This is a genomic window from Pseudoalteromonas sp. NCIMB 1079 (genome assembly GCF_040567695.1).
Lineage (GTDB): Bacteria > Pseudomonadota > Gammaproteobacteria > Enterobacterales > Alteromonadaceae > Pseudoalteromonas > Pseudoalteromonas distincta.
In genome coordinates, this window is the sequence record NZ_JBEWZA010000002.1 from 1 (window position 1) to 18635 (window position 18635).

Sequence of the window (18635 nt, forward strand, 5' to 3'; positions counted from 1 at the left end):
ACACTAGATCGCGTGTTTATCAAAATTAGGATCTAAAAAGAAGGTATTGCCAGTTTCACCGATGAAGCGTGGAGTTACGATATTTGACACCGGTTCTAATTGTTTTTAAAAAGCCCAATCAACATAAAGATCCACATCAGCTTGGTAATAATCTTCTTCTAACTCACTGCGTACAAAACTTGAGTTTGAAGAGCCCGCATCACGACCGCCTCCAATTCCACTTTGCAAGTTAGCTAGTGTATTAGGGTCAATATTAAGTGATACATTATTTTGGTTGAGTGACCAGCCTGCCGTTTGAGCAGCATTTTGAATAGCAGTGGCGTTTTCGCCCGCGTTTGAACTTTTATATGCAGCTTCCCAGCTTTTCTTCCGGCCCCCCTTCTGATTTTGTATTACACTAGATCGCGTGTTCGCGCTTTAAAATTATCGCCTTCATAAGTTAAATTAAAATCAAAGGTATCGGAGGTGGATTCTTCACGTACATAACTGCCGCGCATCCACGGAAACTGCATATCACTTTCAATACCGCTTGCCATCGCATCGTATTGCATACCTGTAACAATACTTCCCGACTCATCAAGATTTACATCAGTTAAAAAATCAGAATTTAAAGACCACTCAGGTATATCAATCACAGATTCAGTTCTGTCTTGGCCGAGTGTAAAGCCAAAGTAATTAAATCCAAGCTCTAAACGATTTGTTGGTCGCCACTGTGTACTAACTTGAATTCCTTCGCGCTCACGTTTTTCGTTAAGAACTGAGCCTCGCACAACTTGTGGAAACCAAACGCCATCGTAACTGTTGCCGTTTGCATCATTAATAGTATCCCAACCATTATTGTTATTAACTGCGTTACCGTTTATGTCTGTAGGTTGTCCACCGCCAGTGTAGCGCCATACATTTGCATCAGTTCCTCCCGAAAGTGTCCTGTTTGTGCGTTCCTGATACGTATAGCCAACTAATACACCAAAGTCTTCGTCGTCGTTTTTCCATGAATATAAACCCGTAAACTGTGGTTCGTATTCTTTTGTAACATCAGCGTAAGTACTCTCTACATTAAATACACCCGAGTTTGCATCCATACTCAAAGGCTTTCGGCTATGCATTAATACAGTACCACCAACCCCTCCTTCATCTAAGCGTGCCTCTGGCGATTTATAAACCTCTACACTTTCAATCATCGAAGACGGTAACAAAGCATAATCAAACGAACGCGAAGGCTCTCCCGGAGAAGACGCAATAAAATTACCATTAAGCTGTGTAAAGGTAAGTTCTGACGATAAACCACGAATACTGACAGATGAACCTTCTCCACCATCACGCTCAATTACCACACCGGGTACACGCTGAAGAGAGTCTGCTACATTTTTATCAGGGAATTTTCCAATATCTTCAGCGGTAATTGCATCAACCACAGAGCCAGACATACGTTTTACATCTAAGTTTTCGGCCATGCTTGAACGGATACCACGTACTTCTATTACTTCTATATCTTTTGTGTGCTGCGAGTTTTCGTTTTCTTGCGCTGCAAAAGCACACGTAGAACCCAAAGCAGAAAAAATTGATACATAAAGTGATGACTTACAAAACGTTGAAAAAGGGAAAGGGTATATACTTACTACTATCATGTGAGAGGCTGTTCCATTTAAATCTGCTCATAAAACTAAAGCGAGAAGTTAGTCCTTTTACGCAAATTATTCACGTAATGGCAAAAATTGTTCCCAATTCTACACAGCCAAACTTAACCGTTTGTTAACCAAAAATATAAAATCGAGTGGATCCTCTTTTAACTGTATTTATACCTATTAAATGAAAGCTAAAACCCAGCCCACACATCAAAGCCGCTCTCAATTAATAAACTAAGAGCGGCTTTGTTGTATTTAATAGCTTAATAAAATAATTACGGTGCAAAAATCATCATAAAGTGTATACAAAAAAACGAAGGGGATAATTAGGTGTGGTAGTCAGCAGCTTACATTTTAAAAAGCAAAGCTGCCGAATGATATTTAAAAAGTAGAAAACCCTAAAGAGCAGATGACTTTTCAAGTGTAGCAATAACCTCTGAAAGCTCGAGTAATGTCGGCTTTCCACCATAATAATTGGTATCTATATGATAACTATTACCCACCCAAAAAGGTGCTTTAGTTGAGTTATGTCCATGTATTGAAAAGTCGACTCCATGACTTTTAACTACCTTATTTTGTTTAACTACTTCGCGATCCCACAATAAAGATTGCACAATCACCGATTTATCATCAGGGTAATTTTCCCAATCCCACGATTGTGCAAATGTATGAGACAACCCAAATTTATAACCGCGATATTCAAGTACTATTGAAAGAGGTTTAGTTAGTAACTCATCGCACATAACATTGAGCTTTTCACTCGATACCGACTTGTGCCAATTGCCGCCATTGTCAGTCCATAATTTAAAAGCCGCTTTATCATTACTTAATAATGATTCCAACATTAAATGCTCATGATTACCTAATATCATACATGCCCTAATGGCCTGTAAGTATGTAAATAAGTCATATGTTTTATCCCCGCGATCAACAAAATCGCCTAGACAAAACAAAGTGTCTCTTTCAGGGTCAAAATTTACGTTATTAAGTGCGTTTTTTAAGGCCGGTAAATCACCATCAAGATCGCCAATTACAAATACTCGGCACTCATCATTAATAAATATGGCTTGTTTTGAAGATACAGCCTGAATAGCGTTAATACCTATATCCAAAATAGACTCCTATAGAATGCAATCTAAAACTTAGATTAATGCTTGAGTTTATAAAGCCTTAAGGTAACACAATATAGTTGATAATTAATGAAGGTAATAAGATTTGATTGAAACTAAAAATGCATGGCAGAGGACCTTAGCTACAACCTAAATAAGTAATGTAAGTAGTGTTTTTAGCCTAAATTAAAAGCTGCTTAGCAAAATACCTGACGAGTTATTTGCCAGTTACCCGCACAAATTTCTCTGCTAGTTCGTCCAAAGTTTCACGCTTATTCGGATCGGGCTTTATGCAGTCAATAGGGCAAACACTTACGCAAGTAGGTTTATCATAATGCCCTACACACTCTGTACATTTGTTTGCATCTATTTGGTATATTTTAGCGCCCATATAAATAGCCTCATTAGGGCATTCTGGGTCACACATATCGCAGTTAATGCATTTGCTATTTATGAGTAGAGCCATTTTTTAGCCTTTTCAATTAATATCATTATAAAACAAAAAGATAAGTAAAAACAAATGTGTGTAAAGGCTAACTTTTGTGCAGTTCTAGTTTAATAAAAAACCGCTATTTTTCATTAAATCGTAACACAAATTAGTAACACAAATTTTTATTTTTGGGTGTAAATTACAGCCGCGAATTATGCCTATCTTTCTCTGTTGCTTTGTTGATCTTAATCAATAAAAATCGCCGAAAGGCCTTTATTTATATAGGTTTAATCAAAGTGAAAAAATCACTATCAACGCTTACCAAAGCTCAATACACGAAAGCGAAACTAGAATGGAAGCAACTTAAATCGCCATTTTCTATGCAGCACATAAATCGCTGTGTTATTTTGGCCTCTCAAATCATCTTTTTTGAGGAAAAAGAAAAATCAAAACAAGAGGTTAAGAAACAAGATACGAAGCGATTATCGAAATATGAGGCACAACACAATCTTCGTCTTATATTTACCCTATCTGGAACAGTATCTTTTTACTCAGCTTTCCCTAAATCATCTGGCATAGCTAATACCAAGTTAGGTGAAGCACCTGAATTAACAATAGCAAAAGCGCGTAAGCTTACTGATCAAATGAAGTATGGCGTTTTAAATAATCATAATATTAAAACTGTGTTTGATGCATATGAACAAAGCTTAATAGAGCGTCATAACATCGCACCCACTAAATTTGCAGCTTCATCGCTCAGAACATATCAATGCAGAATAAAAAAGCTCAGGCATCATTTTCCGCTTAAGAGAGCGTTCCAGTCTCTTACAGCTGGAGAGTTAGAAAAGATTGTAGATATAATTATAAAAACAGAGTCTAACAACCAAGCAATTGAGCTTTTTGCACAAATTAGAAGAGTATGGCGATTTGCCAAAAACAAATTTAACTCAGGTAAAAACCCAGCTGCTGATATCGATGACTTTTACGTATCTGACCGTGTAGAAAGCCCCCGTCCTTGCCAAGTTTATACAGACTTAGATTCGATAGCTGAATTATGGATAAATCTAGCATCGGCCCCAAATGTACATCAAAAAAATGCTGCGCGATTTATGATTTTGACAGGCATACGCCCTATTAATATTCCACAAATGAAGTGGGAGTGGCTCAATAGTATCGACTTTCCAACCTTAATTACCTTTCCGGCATCTGTTGTTGGGGTTCGTGGAGAAATGAAAAACCAAAAAGAATATAAGCTGCCATTAACCAAGGCCATGCGCACCATTATTTTAGAGCAGAGAGCCTGGATGGAAAATGCATTACCCAACTGTAACCCTGATCATATATTTCTTCAGCCTCGCGATCTTAACAAACCATTTGCTAAAAGGTCGCTGGATAAGATCATTAAAGATTACTCACCTGTTGATGCAGTAAAAGGAGATAAAAGAAATATTGTAATGAAAGGATCTGCAGGTGCATTTTGCACAATGTGCCGAAGTTTTTTAAATCCAACGCAAAAGCGATTATGGTTGCCAACGGCTATCATTTTAAACACGCAGAGGAACTCACAAGACTCGCGCTTCATCACCTAAGAAAAGAGGACGATCCAAACGGCTTAAACTATGATAAATCTGAAGAGCTATTTGGCACTTCAACAAAGCTAAAATTTAATGTATTCAAAATTCATGAAGCAAGTATTTTAAAAAGAGCCAAAGAACTCGAAAGCCAACAACTCAAACTTACAGGTATGCAAAGTAAACAAGCTAAAAACCTAGATGAAAACAACCAAAAGAAAGCCCTGAGAGATAGAATTAAAGCTCATTTAGTTCACAAAGGCAGTTATGTAAACTTCATTAATCAGCCTCTTGGTGATACGGGCAGAGTAGCAAAAGATTTGATCTTAACCGAAGAAGGAAGAGCTGTCGTTGAGAGGTATTTAAGTGACCAAGAAGCTAAAGCAAAAAATAATTAAAAAAAGTTTAATTTCGACTTACCAAAGTTTTTGTAAAAAAAATTAATTTCATATCATTGCCTTATTAGAGCGATACCTCATCAGTTATTTGATGATTTTAACTTTTTTAAGGCTTATATATTAATGGCAACATCAGTATTAAATTCAATAAAACCATGTGAGGTCACGATTAAAAGTCGTGACCTTTGCATGGCTGAATTTAATGCGAATAAGCCTCCATACAATGACAAGTCAATGGAAGAGCTAGCCAGTCTTGCGACTATTATATTGGCGCAAGAAAAAGGAAAAAGACTTTCAAAATATCAACTTAAAGATCAAATAAGAATTGTCTTCCAGAATGATGGCATTATTAAATTTTTTACTCATTTTAAAAAAGAACATGGCATAAAAAATATCAAGCTTGGTGATTCTAATGATATGAGTTTTTCAGCAGCGAAATTAAAAGCGGCTGAAATATACAAAAAGAGCACTTCTAATTACACATTCGAATTTGTAGTATGTAAACAAATAGAAAACTTACAGTCAATAAATAAACATAGCCCTAGCAAGTTAGCTGAAACCACAGTAACAACATACACCTCTTACCTTAATGCAATTCAAAATGCCTTTGGTAAAAATACGTTATTTCAGACTATTACGCCTGAGATAATAGAAGCAACGCTTGACCAACTACTAACAGAGAAAAGTGGCCCGCATGTGGCTAAGCTATTCGAGCAAATGAAAAAACTGTGGGTATTCGCAAAAAATAAATATAATAATGGCACTAATCCATTCCTAGAAATAGACAATAATTATATATCTTCTCGAACGGCGAAGCCTATTCCTTGTAAGGCCTATACTGATATATCTCTTGTTTCTCAGCTATACATAAACCTAAAAACAGCTAAAAATAATACATTAATAAATGCCGTACTACTGATGATGTTTACTGGGCTAAGACCCATAAATATTTTGCAACCTTCATCTATCGTATATAGATGATTTAGATAACCCTAAGTTTTTGACGTTTCCTGAAACAACTCATACCACTCGCGGTGCTATGAAAAACCAAAAAGAGTTTAAAATACAACTTACATCCGAAATGAAAAAAGCGATACAACAAGAATTAAAATTAAACCCAGACATAAACCGCACCTATTTATTCTGCAAGGTTAAAAACGCCTCAAACCCAATAAGTAAAGAGAGTTTAAACCGAACTCTTAAATATCATGCACCAAAGAACATGGTGGCGGCCCCGCGAGATAACATAAATATAAAAGGATCTGCCGGAGCATTTCCAACACTACTGCGCAGCTTTTTAAAATCGCACATGAAAGAAGTGCTAACTAAAAAAATTGGCTCATCAACGATTGCTGAAATTGAGTCTAAAAAAATGCTTCATCACTCTGTTTCAGAGCACGATCCAATGAGTAAACATTATGACCACTCGAATAAATTATATAATACTGATATTAAAGCACTTTATAAAAACTTCTCACTATTTGAGAAGGAAGTACTTAAAGAAGTAAAAATACAGGCTAAGTTAAAAAACAAAACGACACAAAAATCATTTTTTAAATTTGATAATTCAAATACATTTATCGCCAACGTCAAAAGCACAATAAATGCATATTCAACTATCTGGAGTAATATAATCCAGCAAACCCAAAAGCTTAAAAAGAGCCGCCCTTTGCAAATATTAGAGTAGCGCTTACATATTGCTATACAGCGTTGTCGTTATTTACAAACCTATAAAGAGCTTTTACTAGGTGGTGCAGATTGATTTCTTATAAAAGCAGGGATGTCAAAAATATCAGATGGCTTTGGCTTAGTGGCGACTACTTTAGAGCTTGACTCACTTTTAGTGTCATCAAGTACCATTTTAGAACTCGCGCCCGTAGCAATAACCAGTAGCTCATAATTGGTTGCTAAGGTTTCTATTTTTGAAACACCACAAATAACTAACGCATTAGGGCTTACCTGCTGACGTACTGTATCGGTAATGAGGTTGTAACTACCCAGTGAAATTTCATCTTTGCAATTGACTTGTATTATTACACCCGTACTTGATGACATATCAACTTGATTAACCAGCGGATTGTTAAGTGCCCCATCAAGCGCAGTAGTAAGCTCGCTTTCTTCATCGCATTTACCAACACCTAGTACAGCATCTCCCTGGCAATCCATAATTTTAGCAAAGTCATTTAAATCAACGTTTATTAAGCCTTGATGGCAAAGCATATCGATGAGTGATTTTATCAGTGAGTGGAGTATTTGGTTTGAATGTTTAAACGCATCGAATAATCCTATATCGTTACCAAGCACCTCAATCAGTTGATCATTTGGGAGAGTAATAACCGCATTAGCATGCTCTTTAAGCTCATTTAAACCTGCTTGCGCTATATTATTTCTAAACTGCCCTTCACTACTAAATGGTAATGTAGCAACAAATATAATGGGCTTACCTTGCTCACTAGCAAGTTGTGCAATATACGGGCTAGCGCCAGTCCCAGTACCGCCCCCCAACCCTGTTGCACACAGAATTATATCGCAGCCATTAATGAGCGATAAAAGCTGCTCTTTACTCTCTTCTGCCGCTTGTAGTCCAACTTTAGGGTCGGCTCCTGCACCATAACCATGAGTTAGCTCAGCACCTATAAGCACTGCTTCATCACTCTGTGTATGCTCAAGTACTACTTTATCGGTATTAACACTGTACAAGTGCGCCTGATCAGACTCGCGTTGCTCAAAAATACTGTTAAGGGTATTACAACCGCACCCACCAATACCAAATACACCGATTGATAAACCATCATTTTGCTGAATTAATTGAAACATAATCTAATCACTCCTTAACTTTTAAAGGAGCATAACAAATAGGTGCGTCAAAAATTGACGCACCCAAGTTAATTAGCGTTATTGATAGTTACTAGCAGCCGCTTTAAGCTTAGAAATAATTCTTTGTCTCAGCTTTTCCGGCTTAATCACTTCAAGCCAATGTGCACATTTAAGCAACTCATCGGTTAATTGCTCGGTATCAATAGTTTGGTAGGTAAGTAATACGTTTTTTTCATCAATACTTTGCTTGTCAGTCAGCTCACCAAGCTCAATAAATCCTTGATTAACAGCAGAGTGTTTGGGAGCTTTTACAATAAGTTCAATACACTCTTGGTTCATGCATTTATTAATAGCACTGCGCAACGTTTTTAGTTGTTCAGCACTCGGTTCTCTACGATTTTTTTGTAGTACATGTACATTACGAATGCGATAAACCGGCATTTGATAGCATTTATCGTGAAGCGACCCCACCATAAACTCCGCCATCAACACTCCGCCTTGCTCAACTAAGTTATAAAAACTCAATTCAGCAAACTTAAGCCAATGTGCCTCATCGTAAAGTACTCTATAAAGCTCAGTGCTCACTGCACGCTTATGCTTAATCGCATGCTCAATTTGCGCAACTAACTGATTATCAATATTCACTTTTAACGAAGGCTTAGGCAGAGTCGAAAACCACTCAGGCACATGGCCATTAACACGTTTTAGTGCCTGCTCTGCTTTAATATGTACCGACTGCTTAACATCTATGGGGGCCGATTGTGGTAGTAACTGCTCTAGAAGCAAATAATGCTCAGCAACTTCGCTGCTCATAACTTTTGCGTTACCACCTCGCCACTGAGCATTGATAGACCAGCCATAGGGCTTACTGCGGGTATCTTTTTCAAGCCCAAAGCAACCTTGCTCGTAAAGTGATTGCAGGTCACGCTGGAGCATGCGGGTTGATAATTCAACACCTCGCTGTGATAAATCATCTTGTAGCTGTTTGACTGAAATACTTAAAGGGCTGATAGGTATATATTCTAAAAGAGTTAGGTATCGAAAAGGTTTCATTTTTATTAGTCTTACCAGCTAGGACAAAATTATCTAATTTTCATAATGTGTTATTAATATCAATCAATTCAAATATCTAATTAAATTAATACATATCAAATAAACCTCTAATATAAATTTAAAATACTAGTACTTTAGTACATCTCAGATGTCGATTTTAGCTATTATTAAGGGAAATAATATGGGTATTATAATAAAGAAGAGGAAGATCTTCGGCTTTTAGTAATAAAATTTCCCGCATGTCATTTATTTAGAAAGCTAGGTTATTTTAGCTTAATGAATAACCTGCTTCTTTACCTTTTGCTAACTTTACATGTTGCAAAATGGGGTTGTTAAATCCTACTTAGTAACACTTGATTTTGTCACTGTAAGCTCTTCTACTAATTTTATAAATTCGGGTCTCTCAATAAGGTTTTTCTGTAATTCGCTAAACACCCCAAGCACTATATTTACTTGTTCTTGGTGAGTATTGGTACTCTCAAACAGAGGGAGCATTGGCTTTAAAATAATAATTGGGTGCCATTTATTGTGTTTTGCGTTTGGCTCTACAGCCGTATCTATATACTCCCAATCATTAACAAACGATTTAAGTCCCTCTTTAAATTTTTTATAATTCTCTGAATGTTTAATCGTTTCTTGGCCTGTTCGATTAAAGTCAAAAACTAAACATAATTTTAGTTCATTGTTTGTAAAGTTTTTAACCCCGTGATCCGCACCATCGAGTAACACACCACAAAATATTCCAGGAAGCCATTGCCTGCCTTTATCTTTAATCGTAGGGCAAAATTCTAGCCCAACTCTTGACTCAGTTCCTTGGCGCTTAAATACAGGCTCCATTCCTATGCTTTGTAGCGGCCATACTAGTTTTTGAGCCTCTTTGAAGATAGAGTCAACTTGTTCACTAAACTTCACGGCCTCTAAATAATTAGCAATTGAGAAGCGATTCATTGGCGTTTTTGGCCCTAATCCCTCTGATTTTAGTAATGATAAGAAATCTTCGATTGCCCAACTCGCGTGCTCATCATTTATTTTATCAGCCAAAACTATTAAGCATTTATAAATTTCCTCCCAACATAATGCAGCATCAGGCTTTTGAGCGTGCTGAAAAGAAGTAGCGGTTATTAATATTATTTTGTGGTTGTCATAAGTTTTGAGTGCATATTCTCGATAGTTTTGAAGTTGATTTAAATGCAATGGAGAATTAACCTTGTGCTCAAATACAAGCGTGCAATCATGCCAACTAATGACTAGATCAGGGAATTTATTATTAAAATTTTCCTGCGTTGAAATAAAAATATCACCATCGGGCACATTAATTGGTGGTTGCAGTTTGTTATTTATACACTCCAGTACTGCTTGTAAAACTTCTCGGTTACTTCTTAACAGCCAAGCAAACGCTTCTGTTAAAAAGTTTTCTAGTGGATCATTATTTTCTCTAGGGCGGTATTTTCTTAAATTGACTAAAAGGCTTTCCATAATTGCTACCTGTAAAATTGCTCCGCTAACTAACTTAGCAAGTTAGCCTCATTTTCGTATTAAACTAGATTAGAGTTTATTTAACTAATTTGCATGTCGACCAGCAAAGTTAGAGGAAAAGACCCACATAGATGCTTAAAAATCTGTAAGTGCATAATAATTTAAAAGTAATAACGCAATTTAGCATAGAATGCGTCACTTTCAATATTATCAATTAACCTATCAGCTATAATTACCCTAAGTTTCTGGGGGTCTGAGTATTTAACTTCCATTGAATGAGTAAGCGCATTGAAATGTTCTGGGCTAGTAGCATGCAAAATTTCATTTTTTTCATAATCTAAAAAGTACACAAAGAGCCCTAATTCGAATGCGGTGCTAATTCTTGAGCTCCAAAAACGCCCATCGCTACCTCCTTTATGGAGATCTGTAATTAACACCTCCGTGCTCGCGAGTATGTGTTTGACATTACATGATCAGCTACATCTCTAGGGGTATATACCGAATCAAAGCGCGTCATAATACATTTTGTAACTTTTAAGCCTGACTTTTTAGTTATTTTGGTATTTGTTACAGCGATTAAATGAACATTTTGGGTATCATGTTTTAACAATGCGATTTTATTGTCTGATTTTACTAAATCAAAATGCCAAGCTTTTCTAATAGAACTCGCTTTTCATTAGTTGAAATACTGAGGCAGTGAGCCGAATTAACCTCTTTTAAGTTGAGGTTATAATCACTATCAGCTACGTTGCTATTAGGCTCATTTAACGCTAATACAGTTTCAAAAATATCATCATAAGGGTTCATAGTCCGAGCCTAATTTAAGCCTACATTTACTGCAACAGACTTTAAGATATTATAATATGATTTTTGGCATTATAAAAATGACGACACTAAAAAAGCGCGCTGGAATTGGGCGCTTTGCTTTTAAGACAAATACACAAGCTAAGAAAGTAAATTAAGTAAAAAAAATACAAAACTTTTGGGTATAACCGTCGCCAGTTAAAGTGACCAATAAGTCACTTTAAGGCCCAAAATGCAGCTTAAAGATCCCTAAAAGGCACTTTATGGTGAAAAGTGAAAAACACTAAAATGCGTTTTAATTTTTTACGCTTCTAATTTGATTTACACTCTATTGTATAAGGAACCTGAACAAAATTAGCCAGTATCTACTTTGCTTGGCATTAACACGTATCAAACGCTTTACTCGCAACAAAATAGACACTATAGTATCCATTAACCCTATTTAAAATCCACTTTAGATACACACATGTCTTTTTTGAGGTTCTATTATTAATTATTTATTATTAAGCGAAGGTGATGTGCAGCTAGCTTTTGCTGAGCATCTAAAAGAACGCCGCAAAAAAGCAAAGATGTCACGTGAGGCGTTAGCTAAAAAAAGTACGGTACCTGCTTCTACAATAAAAAAGTTTGAGGTTACAGGACTTATTTCATTCAGGCAGCTATTACTTTTGTGGCAATCTCTCGACGATTTGACTCGTTTATATGAATTAACAAAAGCGCCAACTCAAGGTAAGAATGCGCCAACGTCAATTGCTCAGGTATTAAACAATGGCCTTTAAACCCATAGAAAAGCTAGAAGTAAAACGTACACTGTCAGACTCAACAGAGTTAATGGTTGGTGTACTTGCTCAAAATAGACAAGGTGTTTACTTTCAATTCGATCAAGGCTATTTAGACACATATGGTAATCTTTCACCATTTTCACTCGCCTTCAATAGAGATGTTCAGTTAGCACCCAAAAGCCCACATAATGGATTGCATGGGGTCTTTTCTGATTGTTTACCTGATGGGTGGGGGCTATTACTACAGGATCGTGTATTCAGACAAAATAATATAATGCCTAACTTTGTTACAGCAATGGACCGCTTATCTTTTGTTGGCCATTCGGCTATGGGAGCATTATCGTTTACACCTGAAACTCATTATGATGGCACAAATGACGATGAAGCTGGTCTTGCTACATTAGGCCAACAAGCCCAAGCAATATTTGACGGACAAACAGAAGAAGTACTTTCTGCGTTAGTGGCTGCTGGTAGCTCCGGCGGTGCACGCCCAAAAGCCCAAATTTATTTTTCTGACAATAATATACAAGAATGTAGAACAAAACCTAAAACAGGTGATGATGCTTGGTTAATAAAATTCACATCCAAAAACCTCGCTTTAGGACATGAGGAAGGGTTATGTGAAGCTGTGTATTTGGATTTAGCTGAACAAGCGGGATTAAACCCTCCCCAGAGATTACTGGTACCCGCCCCAGAAGGGACCGGTGCAAAACAATGGCTTGCCCTAAAACGATTCGATAGGTTTAAATTAAGGGGTAATAAAATGGGCTGCAAACATATGCATAGTGCATGTGGCTTGCTTGATGCTGATTTTCGCACACCTACATTAGATTATGAAGATTTAATTAAAGCGAGCCGTGTTTTATGCAAATCACCTGCTGCAGGGCAATTACAATTTCGTCGGGCTATGTTTAATTTATTTAGCTGTAACCAAGACGACCACAGTAAAAACTGGGCTTTTTTACAAGAAGATTCTGGTGAGTGGGATTTAGCGCCTTTTTATGATGTCACTTTTAGTCCTCACCCTTTTAATGAGCATGCTACTTCGTTTGCTGGATTTGGAAAAAACCCGCCACTAAAAGCGATTCAAAAGCTAGCCTCTGCTGCTGGTTACGCAAATTGGAAGCAGGTACAAGTTATCATATCTGAAATAGCAGAGATTATTTTAAACTTTAAAAACACAGCAAAAGCGCTCGACGTAAATAAGCAAACGATTAGTTTAATAGAGCAACAGCTTGATAATACGTACGCCATAAATAAGCATTTAATAGGCAGTTAATTGTATTAAGCTAATAGTATTGATTTATTTATAACTCTAAAAAGGCAGCGGCAACTTTATTTCTAATTGACATTTCTAATTGACATTTCTAATTGACATTTCTAATTGACATTTCTAATTGACATTTCTAATTGACATTTCTAATGTCTATTTCAATGCCCCTAGCAAACATGACTTCAAACTACGTTTAATTCATTTAGCTGATCAGATTGAGTTACGTTATCTACCAGTACTCTTACTTACTTGGAATCTTATTTAAGCGTTATTAGATTTAAATAATATCGATTCAAAGTTTATGGTAGTTTGTGTTTTTAATTTTTTAGTTAATACAATTTGCCTTCTAAGGTTCTTTTTAAGATACTAACCAAGTGCTAACGAGTTACGTAAAATCGTAGCACAAGCTATAGCACGACAAAGTAACGAGCTGTTTTTAAAGACTTTAATTGAAAACCTTATAACTATCGCAGTTAATGCATTTACTATTTATGAGTAGAGCCACTTATAAGCCTCGTTCATTAAAGTCCATATAAAACAAGCAATGAAAAAATAGAGCATTCACTGCTGTATTTTAAATAATATGATTAACAGCGTTAAATTATGCATTTTATTAGCTTTTTCTTTGTTGATCTTTATCAATAAAAACCTCGGTCTTCTCTACTTTTAATCTCGAATGAAATTTTAAAGTGCCGCTGTTAATATTGTCTACCTCCTAAATAATAAAGTAGTTCTAATGGCAGCTAGTTATTCTCTTGATGATTTACGTTACTTTTGCACCATAGTAAAACTAGGTAGCTTTAAAAAAGCATCCATAAACCTTGGTATGTCATTATCAACTTTAAGCCGTAGAATACGTTTATTAGAGCAAGCCCTTCAATTAACGTTACTAAATCGAGATGCTCATAGAGTTACACTTACACATACTGGCGAATTATATTACGACCGCTACCGCAAGTTATTTGACGAAGTAGAGTGTATTGAGCAAGCACTTTGTGATGAGAAAGACCAACCTAAAGGAAAAATTAGGATCTCTGCACCCATTTACATAGGTAAACACTTTTTAAGTGCTATTTTTTGTGAATTTTTACTGCAACATCCCGATATTCAATTAGATTTACGCTTTTCAAATAATCTTATTGATATTGAAAAAGAAGGGATTGATATCGCGTTTAGAGTAAGAAACCCAGCCATCGACAATTGGGTTATTAGAGAACTTAAGCTTACTCATAACCTGCTGTGTGCTCATCCTGACTATGATTATCAATCCATCACTCATCCTGAGCAATTAGAAGAGCAATCAAAAGTTACGTGCGTTGGGTTGGTACCGTGGCAATTAAAAAATCAGCAAACGAGTGAAGAGTACTGTTTTAATCCAAACACACATGTTCGATTAGAAGTTGATGAAATTCAAATGATGAAACAAGCAGTTGAGTCTGGTGTGGGTATTAGCTACATCCCTGATTATATAGCATTACCACTTATTAAAGCCGGAAAGCTTAAACACATTCTTCCTGATTGGCAAAGCAAAGGGCAGCCATTTTCTATGCTTTATCGCGACAGAAAACAAATCCCTTATCGAGTGCGATTACTTATAGAGCATACACTGCAACACTTCACTAAAATGTAGCAGTGTAGGCTTTTCACAGCAAAGTAATTAAGCTAATTCATCTTTTAAAAACTAAGCCTTAGTACGATTACACCTAAAAATGCCGTTGTTAATCCTATAACTTCTTGGCGTGTAAAAGACTCTTTTAGAATGATGCGTGAATACAACAAAATAATTAAAATATTCATACCTGAAATCGCTGAAACTAGCCCTGTATTACCAATAGCAAAAGCCGATATTATTGCAACCATGCCAGCTACATTTGTTAAACCAATAAGTAACCCGCACGAAAATGTTTTACCGGCAGACCAATACGCTTGAGAAGAGCCTTGCTCTGCTAGCATTTTTTTTCGCTTTACTAACCAACTGACGGCAAAAAGAAAGCTACCAAAACCAAACATAGACGTTAAAGTTGCAAACGTATCCGCCTCAAGAAGCGTTGATTGCTTACCCATTAAATCATTAAATGCAAAGGACAGTGCCGCCAGTAACCCCCATTGCGCGCCTTGTAAATTACTTAATGAGATATCGCTGGAGTAGCGAATAATATAAAGGCCGCCAAAAATAATAAAAAAGCCGATTAATTGAATAACAGTTAAGGTTTCTTTCCATAATAAAAAGGCAAATAAAAGTACAAATAAAGGCGTTAACCCCGACAGGATGCTAATTAAAGACGCTTTCCCAACCGAAAACCCTTTGTGCAAAAACCCATTAGCCGCAAAAGATCCAAAACCTAAAGCGAGTCCAACCGTAATATCAGCCCAGCCGTACCATGTGTGCTCAAACACCACAGTACCTAGCGCACTAATTATAAATCCCACAAAAAAAACACCGAATAATAATAGATTACGATTAATCTTTTTTTGTGACGTCCATTGGTACATTATTCCTCGCGCACCAAAAAAAACAGTGGCGAGTAATGCAAAAATTATCCACATATAAATGAGACCCTTTATAATTTACTTCGATAAACCTGAATAAAAAGTGGTTATTTAACATTGTTGAATGCAATGACTATTACATAAAGGTTCAGCTGTAAAACACGTAGCCACTACAAGAGCGTTACCCGATACCTAGCTTCTACTCTATAAAATAAGCAGCTTAAGCTTCAAAAAATAAAATACTAGCCACACAATTACACATTAATAAACAACAACACCAGTATATTCAATCTATAAATATTATAAATAGGCATAAGTGGCACTATAGATCCCATAAATAGCACTTAACTATTTAGTCGTTTAACTTCAATTACATAGTGAGCAACTAACACACAGAAATAACAACAACTTAGTGAAAAAAACGAATTTATAAAAACATAAAAAACAGTTTTAAACTGTCATTTTATCGACAATATATTTTTAACCTAAAACTCAATTGACTTTATTTTTAAACTCAATATGATTGATTTAAACAAAGAGGATAATATGTTTAATTTAATCACATACCTGCTAAAAACAAATACCACCTTCGGAATTTAAGCCGAGTGTAACCCTTACACTCGGCAGTTACACTGTACCTTTATATATTTAAATTCGATTTAGTTTTTGTGGGGGTTAGTCCGTGCTTTCTTTTCTGTTCGAGCGTAAAAAATCTTTCCTGTCTAAAAATGACTTCACAGACGCAGCGGTACTATTACAACCGCTGAAGCTTGCGTATTTACTACAAGAAGTCGAGTATTCACAGCGGCCTTGGTCAAAATTCAATCCGCATGTACAAATTAATAGCACGGTGGTCATTAAAAATATAACCACCGGTTTTAAGCGCCGCATAACTTTAGTGCCTCCAAGCCAACGAAGGCACTTTATTAGTGACGTATCATTTCACTCTCCTCTTGGGGTCGCTCTTTTAGGGCATAAAATAAATCATATTATTGAATATAAAGAAGCTGGGGAATCCCACCTTTGGGAAATAATAGCCATTAATATTAAGGAGGAAATATAGAGTAAATTATTTCAATTTTTATTTATTAATTTTATATATTTAATTGGAGTTATTTGTAATGAGTAAAGAAAAACCTAAAAAACATGCAAGCAAAATATTAAAACAAAAACGTAAAGAGCGAAGAGATAAGCTAAAGCAACTTGAAAAATAATTAATATTATTTTAAATAAAGTCGCAAACTCGGGGTTTTTATAACCCCGAGTTTTTTGAAAAAACTATATTCAGCTGTAGCTAAACAGCTTGTTTAAATGGATTACGAGTATCTTGGTGTTCCTCAAGATTACGCATTAAAATAGCATGCGCAAAGTTAATGCCTTCATTTAGCGGTATTTTTACAATGTGACCAGAGCCTTTAGCATCGCTAATACTTTCGCCCTTTTTGTTTTCCATATATTCAAGCTTAAAAGTAAAGTTACCTTGTGGTGTCATAAGCTCTAAGGAGTGACCTATACAAAATTTATTTTTAACGTCTATTTCAACTAATCCATTTTCGCAGCGCCCAAGTACTTCACCCACAAATTGCTGTTTAGTTGATACAGAATGACCGTACTCATAGTTTTGATAATCTTGATGGGCATGGCGTTTTAAAAAGCCTTCTGTATAACCACGATGCGCTAGATTTTCGAGAGTTTTAAATAAGTTATTATCAAATGGTTTACCCGCAACAGCATCGTCTATTGCTTTGCGATAAACTTGTGCTGTGCGCGCTACATAATAAAATGACTTAGTACGCCCTTCTATTTTTAAACTATGTACCCCCATTTCTGTTAACTGCTCTACGTATTGTACTGCGCGTAAATCTTTTGAGTTCATAATATACGTGCCGTGTTCATCCTCAAACGCAGGCATATACTCACCAGGGCGACCTTGTTCCTCTAGCATAAATACATCGTTACTTGGCGCGCCTTCACCCAGAGTAGGAATCACCTGTTTGGGGTCAATTTTATGCACCATTTCGCCGGTTTCGTTTTCAACCCCTGGTTTTACATCATAATCCCATCTACATGCATTAGTACACGTGCCTTGATTTGGATCGCGCTTATTTATGTAACCAGAGAGCAAACAACGCCCCGAATACGCCATACAAAGCGCACCATGTACAAACACTTCAAGTTCGGTGTCTGGGCAGAGTGTGCGTATTTCGGTTATTTCTTCGAGCGACAGCTCCCGTGATAAAATAACACGTTCAATCCCCTGTTTTGCCCAAAATTGTACACTTGCGTAATTTACCGCATTCGCCTGTACTGATAAGTGAATAGGCATGGCTGGCCATTTTTCACGAACAAGCATAATCAAACCAGGGTCTGACATAATCAGCGCATCGGGCTGCATCGCAATAACCGGTTCTATATCACGTAAATACGATTTAACTTTGGCATTATGCGGCGCAATATTAGACACCACATAAAACTTTTTATTTTGCGCATGGGCTTCACTAATGCCGACTTGCAGAGTGTCTAGGTCAAACTCATTATTACGCACACGCAAGCTATAACGAGGCTGCCCCGCATAAACCGCATCTGCGCCATAAGCAAACGCGTAGCGCATGTTTTTTAAACTGCCTGCGGGGCATAATAATTCAGGAATAAAAGGAATAAAAGGCATTGAAGAAATAACGGGTAACATGTGCGCTCCATACATCGAACTGGGTTTAAACCAGTTGCATGAGTTTTACCAATTTGATTGAAAAATTAAGCATTAATCCAGTGAAATTGGTGTTATTGAAAAATACATAAACACAAGC

General features: G+C 36.5%; 16 protein-coding genes and 1 pseudogene. 8 read left to right on the forward strand and 9 right to left on the reverse strand.

Going from position 1 to position 18635, the window contains the following annotated elements:
• Window positions 1–18: 18 nt before the first annotated feature.
• The 3 genes and pseudogenes from ABX891_RS16845 to ABX891_RS16855 all read right to left on the reverse strand — a co-directional run.
• Window positions 19–1628 (reverse strand): annotated as a pseudogene (locus tag ABX891_RS16845) (TonB-dependent receptor); the annotation flags it as partial.
• A 395-nt stretch (window positions 1629–2023) separates the two neighbouring features.
• The gene (locus tag ABX891_RS16850) at window positions 2024–2737 is read right to left on the reverse strand and encodes a metallophosphoesterase (RefSeq protein ID WP_354630148.1); all 714 of its coding nucleotides are present in this window, start codon (window positions 2735–2737) and stop codon (window positions 2024–2026) included.
• Window positions 2738–2951: 214 nt separating this feature from the next.
• The gene (locus ABX891_RS16855) at window positions 2952–3200 is read right to left on the reverse strand and encodes a YfhL family 4Fe-4S dicluster ferredoxin (RefSeq protein ID WP_024595039.1); all 249 of its coding nucleotides are present in this window, start codon (window positions 3198–3200) and stop codon (window positions 2952–2954) included.
• Between the two features lie 260 nt (window positions 3201–3460).
• Here ABX891_RS16855 and ABX891_RS16860 point away from each other — a divergent pair, with 260 nt between their 5' ends.
• From ABX891_RS16860 to ABX891_RS16875, 4 genes are all read left to right on the forward strand, one after another.
• A complete protein-coding gene (locus tag ABX891_RS16860; protein WP_354630149.1) occupies window positions 3461–4753 on the forward strand; it encodes a tyrosine-type recombinase/integrase in 1293 nt (430 codons plus the stop codon).
• Window positions 4687–5133, forward strand: coding sequence for a hypothetical protein (locus ABX891_RS16865; protein WP_354630150.1), 447 nt, complete (start codon window positions 4687–4689; stop codon window positions 5131–5133). The genes ABX891_RS16860 and ABX891_RS16865 overlap by 67 nt, the downstream gene beginning before the upstream one ends.
• A 123-nt stretch (window positions 5134–5256) precedes the next feature.
• The gene (locus ABX891_RS16870; protein ID WP_354630151.1) at window positions 5257–6114 is read left to right on the forward strand and encodes a site-specific integrase; all 858 of its coding nucleotides are present in this window, start codon (window positions 5257–5259) and stop codon (window positions 6112–6114) included.
• Window positions 6115–6172: 58 nt separating this feature from the next.
• Complete coding sequence (locus ABX891_RS16875; protein ID WP_354630152.1) at window positions 6173–6820, forward strand: hypothetical protein; 648 nt, start codon at window positions 6173–6175, stop codon at window positions 6818–6820.
• A 41-nt stretch (window positions 6821–6861) separates the two neighbouring features.
• Here ABX891_RS16875 and ABX891_RS16880 read toward each other — a convergent pair whose 3' ends face one another.
• The 4 genes from ABX891_RS16880 to ABX891_RS16895 all read right to left on the reverse strand — a co-directional run bounded on the left by ABX891_RS16880 (window position 6862) and on the right by ABX891_RS16895 (window position 11286).
• The gene (locus ABX891_RS16880; RefSeq protein WP_354630153.1) at window positions 6862–7950 is read right to left on the reverse strand and encodes a cell division protein FtsZ; all 1089 of its coding nucleotides are present in this window, start codon (window positions 7948–7950) and stop codon (window positions 6862–6864) included.
• Between the two features lie 78 nt (window positions 7951–8028).
• Window positions 8029–9003: a helix-turn-helix transcriptional regulator gene (locus tag ABX891_RS16885; RefSeq protein WP_309169383.1), complete on the reverse strand. Its 975-nt coding sequence runs from the start codon at window positions 9001–9003 to the stop codon at window positions 8029–8031.
• A gap of 339 nt (window positions 9004–9342) precedes the next feature.
• A complete protein-coding gene (locus tag ABX891_RS16890) occupies window positions 9343–10479 on the reverse strand; it encodes a hypothetical protein (protein WP_354630154.1) in 1137 nt (378 codons plus the stop codon).
• 633 nt (window positions 10480–11112) lie between these two features.
• Window positions 11113–11286 (reverse strand): hypothetical protein, encoded by a 174-nt coding sequence (locus ABX891_RS16895; RefSeq protein WP_354630155.1) that lies wholly within the window; start codon window positions 11284–11286, stop codon window positions 11113–11115.
• Window positions 11287–11771: 485 nt separating this feature from the next.
• Here ABX891_RS16895 and ABX891_RS16900 point away from each other — a divergent pair, with 485 nt between their 5' ends.
• The 3 genes from ABX891_RS16900 to ABX891_RS16910 all read left to right on the forward strand — a co-directional run bounded on the left by ABX891_RS16900 (window position 11772) and on the right by ABX891_RS16910 (window position 14968).
• Window positions 11772–12062 (forward strand): helix-turn-helix domain-containing protein, encoded by a 291-nt coding sequence (locus ABX891_RS16900; protein WP_090493474.1) that lies wholly within the window; start codon window positions 11772–11774, stop codon window positions 12060–12062.
• Entirely contained in the window at window positions 12052–13344 is a 1293-nt protein-coding gene (locus tag ABX891_RS16905) for a type II toxin-antitoxin system HipA family toxin (RefSeq protein ID WP_309169385.1), read from the forward strand. Before ABX891_RS16900 ends, ABX891_RS16905 begins: the two co-directional genes overlap by 11 nt.
• Window positions 13345–14074: 730 nt before the next feature.
• Entirely contained in the window at window positions 14075–14968 is an 894-nt protein-coding gene (locus tag ABX891_RS16910; protein WP_354630156.1) for a LysR family transcriptional regulator, read from the forward strand.
• A 44-nt stretch (window positions 14969–15012) separates the two neighbouring features.
• On the opposite strand, the gene ABX891_RS16915 is transcribed toward ABX891_RS16910, so the two are convergent.
• On the reverse strand, window positions 15013–15885 hold the full coding sequence (locus ABX891_RS16915) for an EamA family transporter (RefSeq protein ID WP_165744906.1): 873 nt from the start codon (window positions 15883–15885) through the stop codon (window positions 15013–15015).
• Between the two features lie 625 nt (window positions 15886–16510).
• Here ABX891_RS16915 and ABX891_RS16920 point away from each other — a divergent pair.
• The gene (locus ABX891_RS16920) at window positions 16511–16891 is read left to right on the forward strand and encodes a GreA/GreB family elongation factor (RefSeq protein WP_024604280.1); all 381 of its coding nucleotides are present in this window, start codon (window positions 16511–16513) and stop codon (window positions 16889–16891) included.
• Window positions 16892–17122: 231 nt separating this feature from the next.
• Here ABX891_RS16920 and trhP read toward each other — a convergent pair whose 3' ends face one another.
• Entirely contained in the window at window positions 17123–18517 is a 1395-nt protein-coding gene (gene trhP / locus ABX891_RS16925; protein WP_354630157.1) for a prephenate-dependent tRNA uridine(34) hydroxylase TrhP, read from the reverse strand.
• Window positions 18518–18635: the final 118 nt, after the last annotated feature.

Coding starts and splice junctions, on each gene's coding strand:
- ABX891_RS16855 (WP_024595039.1), bottom strand. CDS start 3,200: ATGGCTCTACTCATAAATAGCAAATGCATTAACTGCGATATGTGTGAC.
- ABX891_RS16865 (WP_354630150.1), top strand. CDS start 4,687: ATGGTTGCCAACGGCTATCATTTTAAACACGCAGAGGAACTCACAAGA.
- ABX891_RS16870 (WP_354630151.1), top strand. CDS start 5,257: ATGGCAACATCAGTATTAAATTCAATAAAACCATGTGAGGTCACGATT.
- ABX891_RS16875 (WP_354630152.1), top strand. CDS start 6,173: ATGAAAAACCAAAAAGAGTTTAAAATACAACTTACATCCGAAATGAAA.
- ABX891_RS16880 (WP_354630153.1), bottom strand. CDS start 7,950: ATGTTTCAATTAATTCAGCAAAATGATGGTTTATCAATCGGTGTATTT.
- ABX891_RS16885 (WP_309169383.1), bottom strand. CDS start 9,003: ATGAAACCTTTTCGATACCTAACTCTTTTAGAATATATACCTATCAGC.
- ABX891_RS16890 (WP_354630154.1), bottom strand. CDS start 10,479: ATGGAAAGCCTTTTAGTCAATTTAAGAAAATACCGCCCTAGAGAAAAT.
- ABX891_RS16895 (WP_354630155.1), bottom strand. CDS start 11,286: ATGAACCCTTATGATGATATTTTTGAAACTGTATTAGCGTTAAATGAG.
- ABX891_RS16905 (WP_309169385.1), top strand. CDS start 12,052: ATGGCCTTTAAACCCATAGAAAAGCTAGAAGTAAAACGTACACTGTCA.
- ABX891_RS16910 (WP_354630156.1), top strand. CDS start 14,075: ATGGCAGCTAGTTATTCTCTTGATGATTTACGTTACTTTTGCACCATA.
- ABX891_RS16915 (WP_165744906.1), bottom strand. CDS start 15,885: ATGTGGATAATTTTTGCATTACTCGCCACTGTTTTTTTTGGTGCGCGA.
- trhP (WP_354630157.1), bottom strand. CDS start 18,517: ATGTTACCCGTTATTTCTTCAATGCCTTTTATTCCTTTTATTCCTGAA.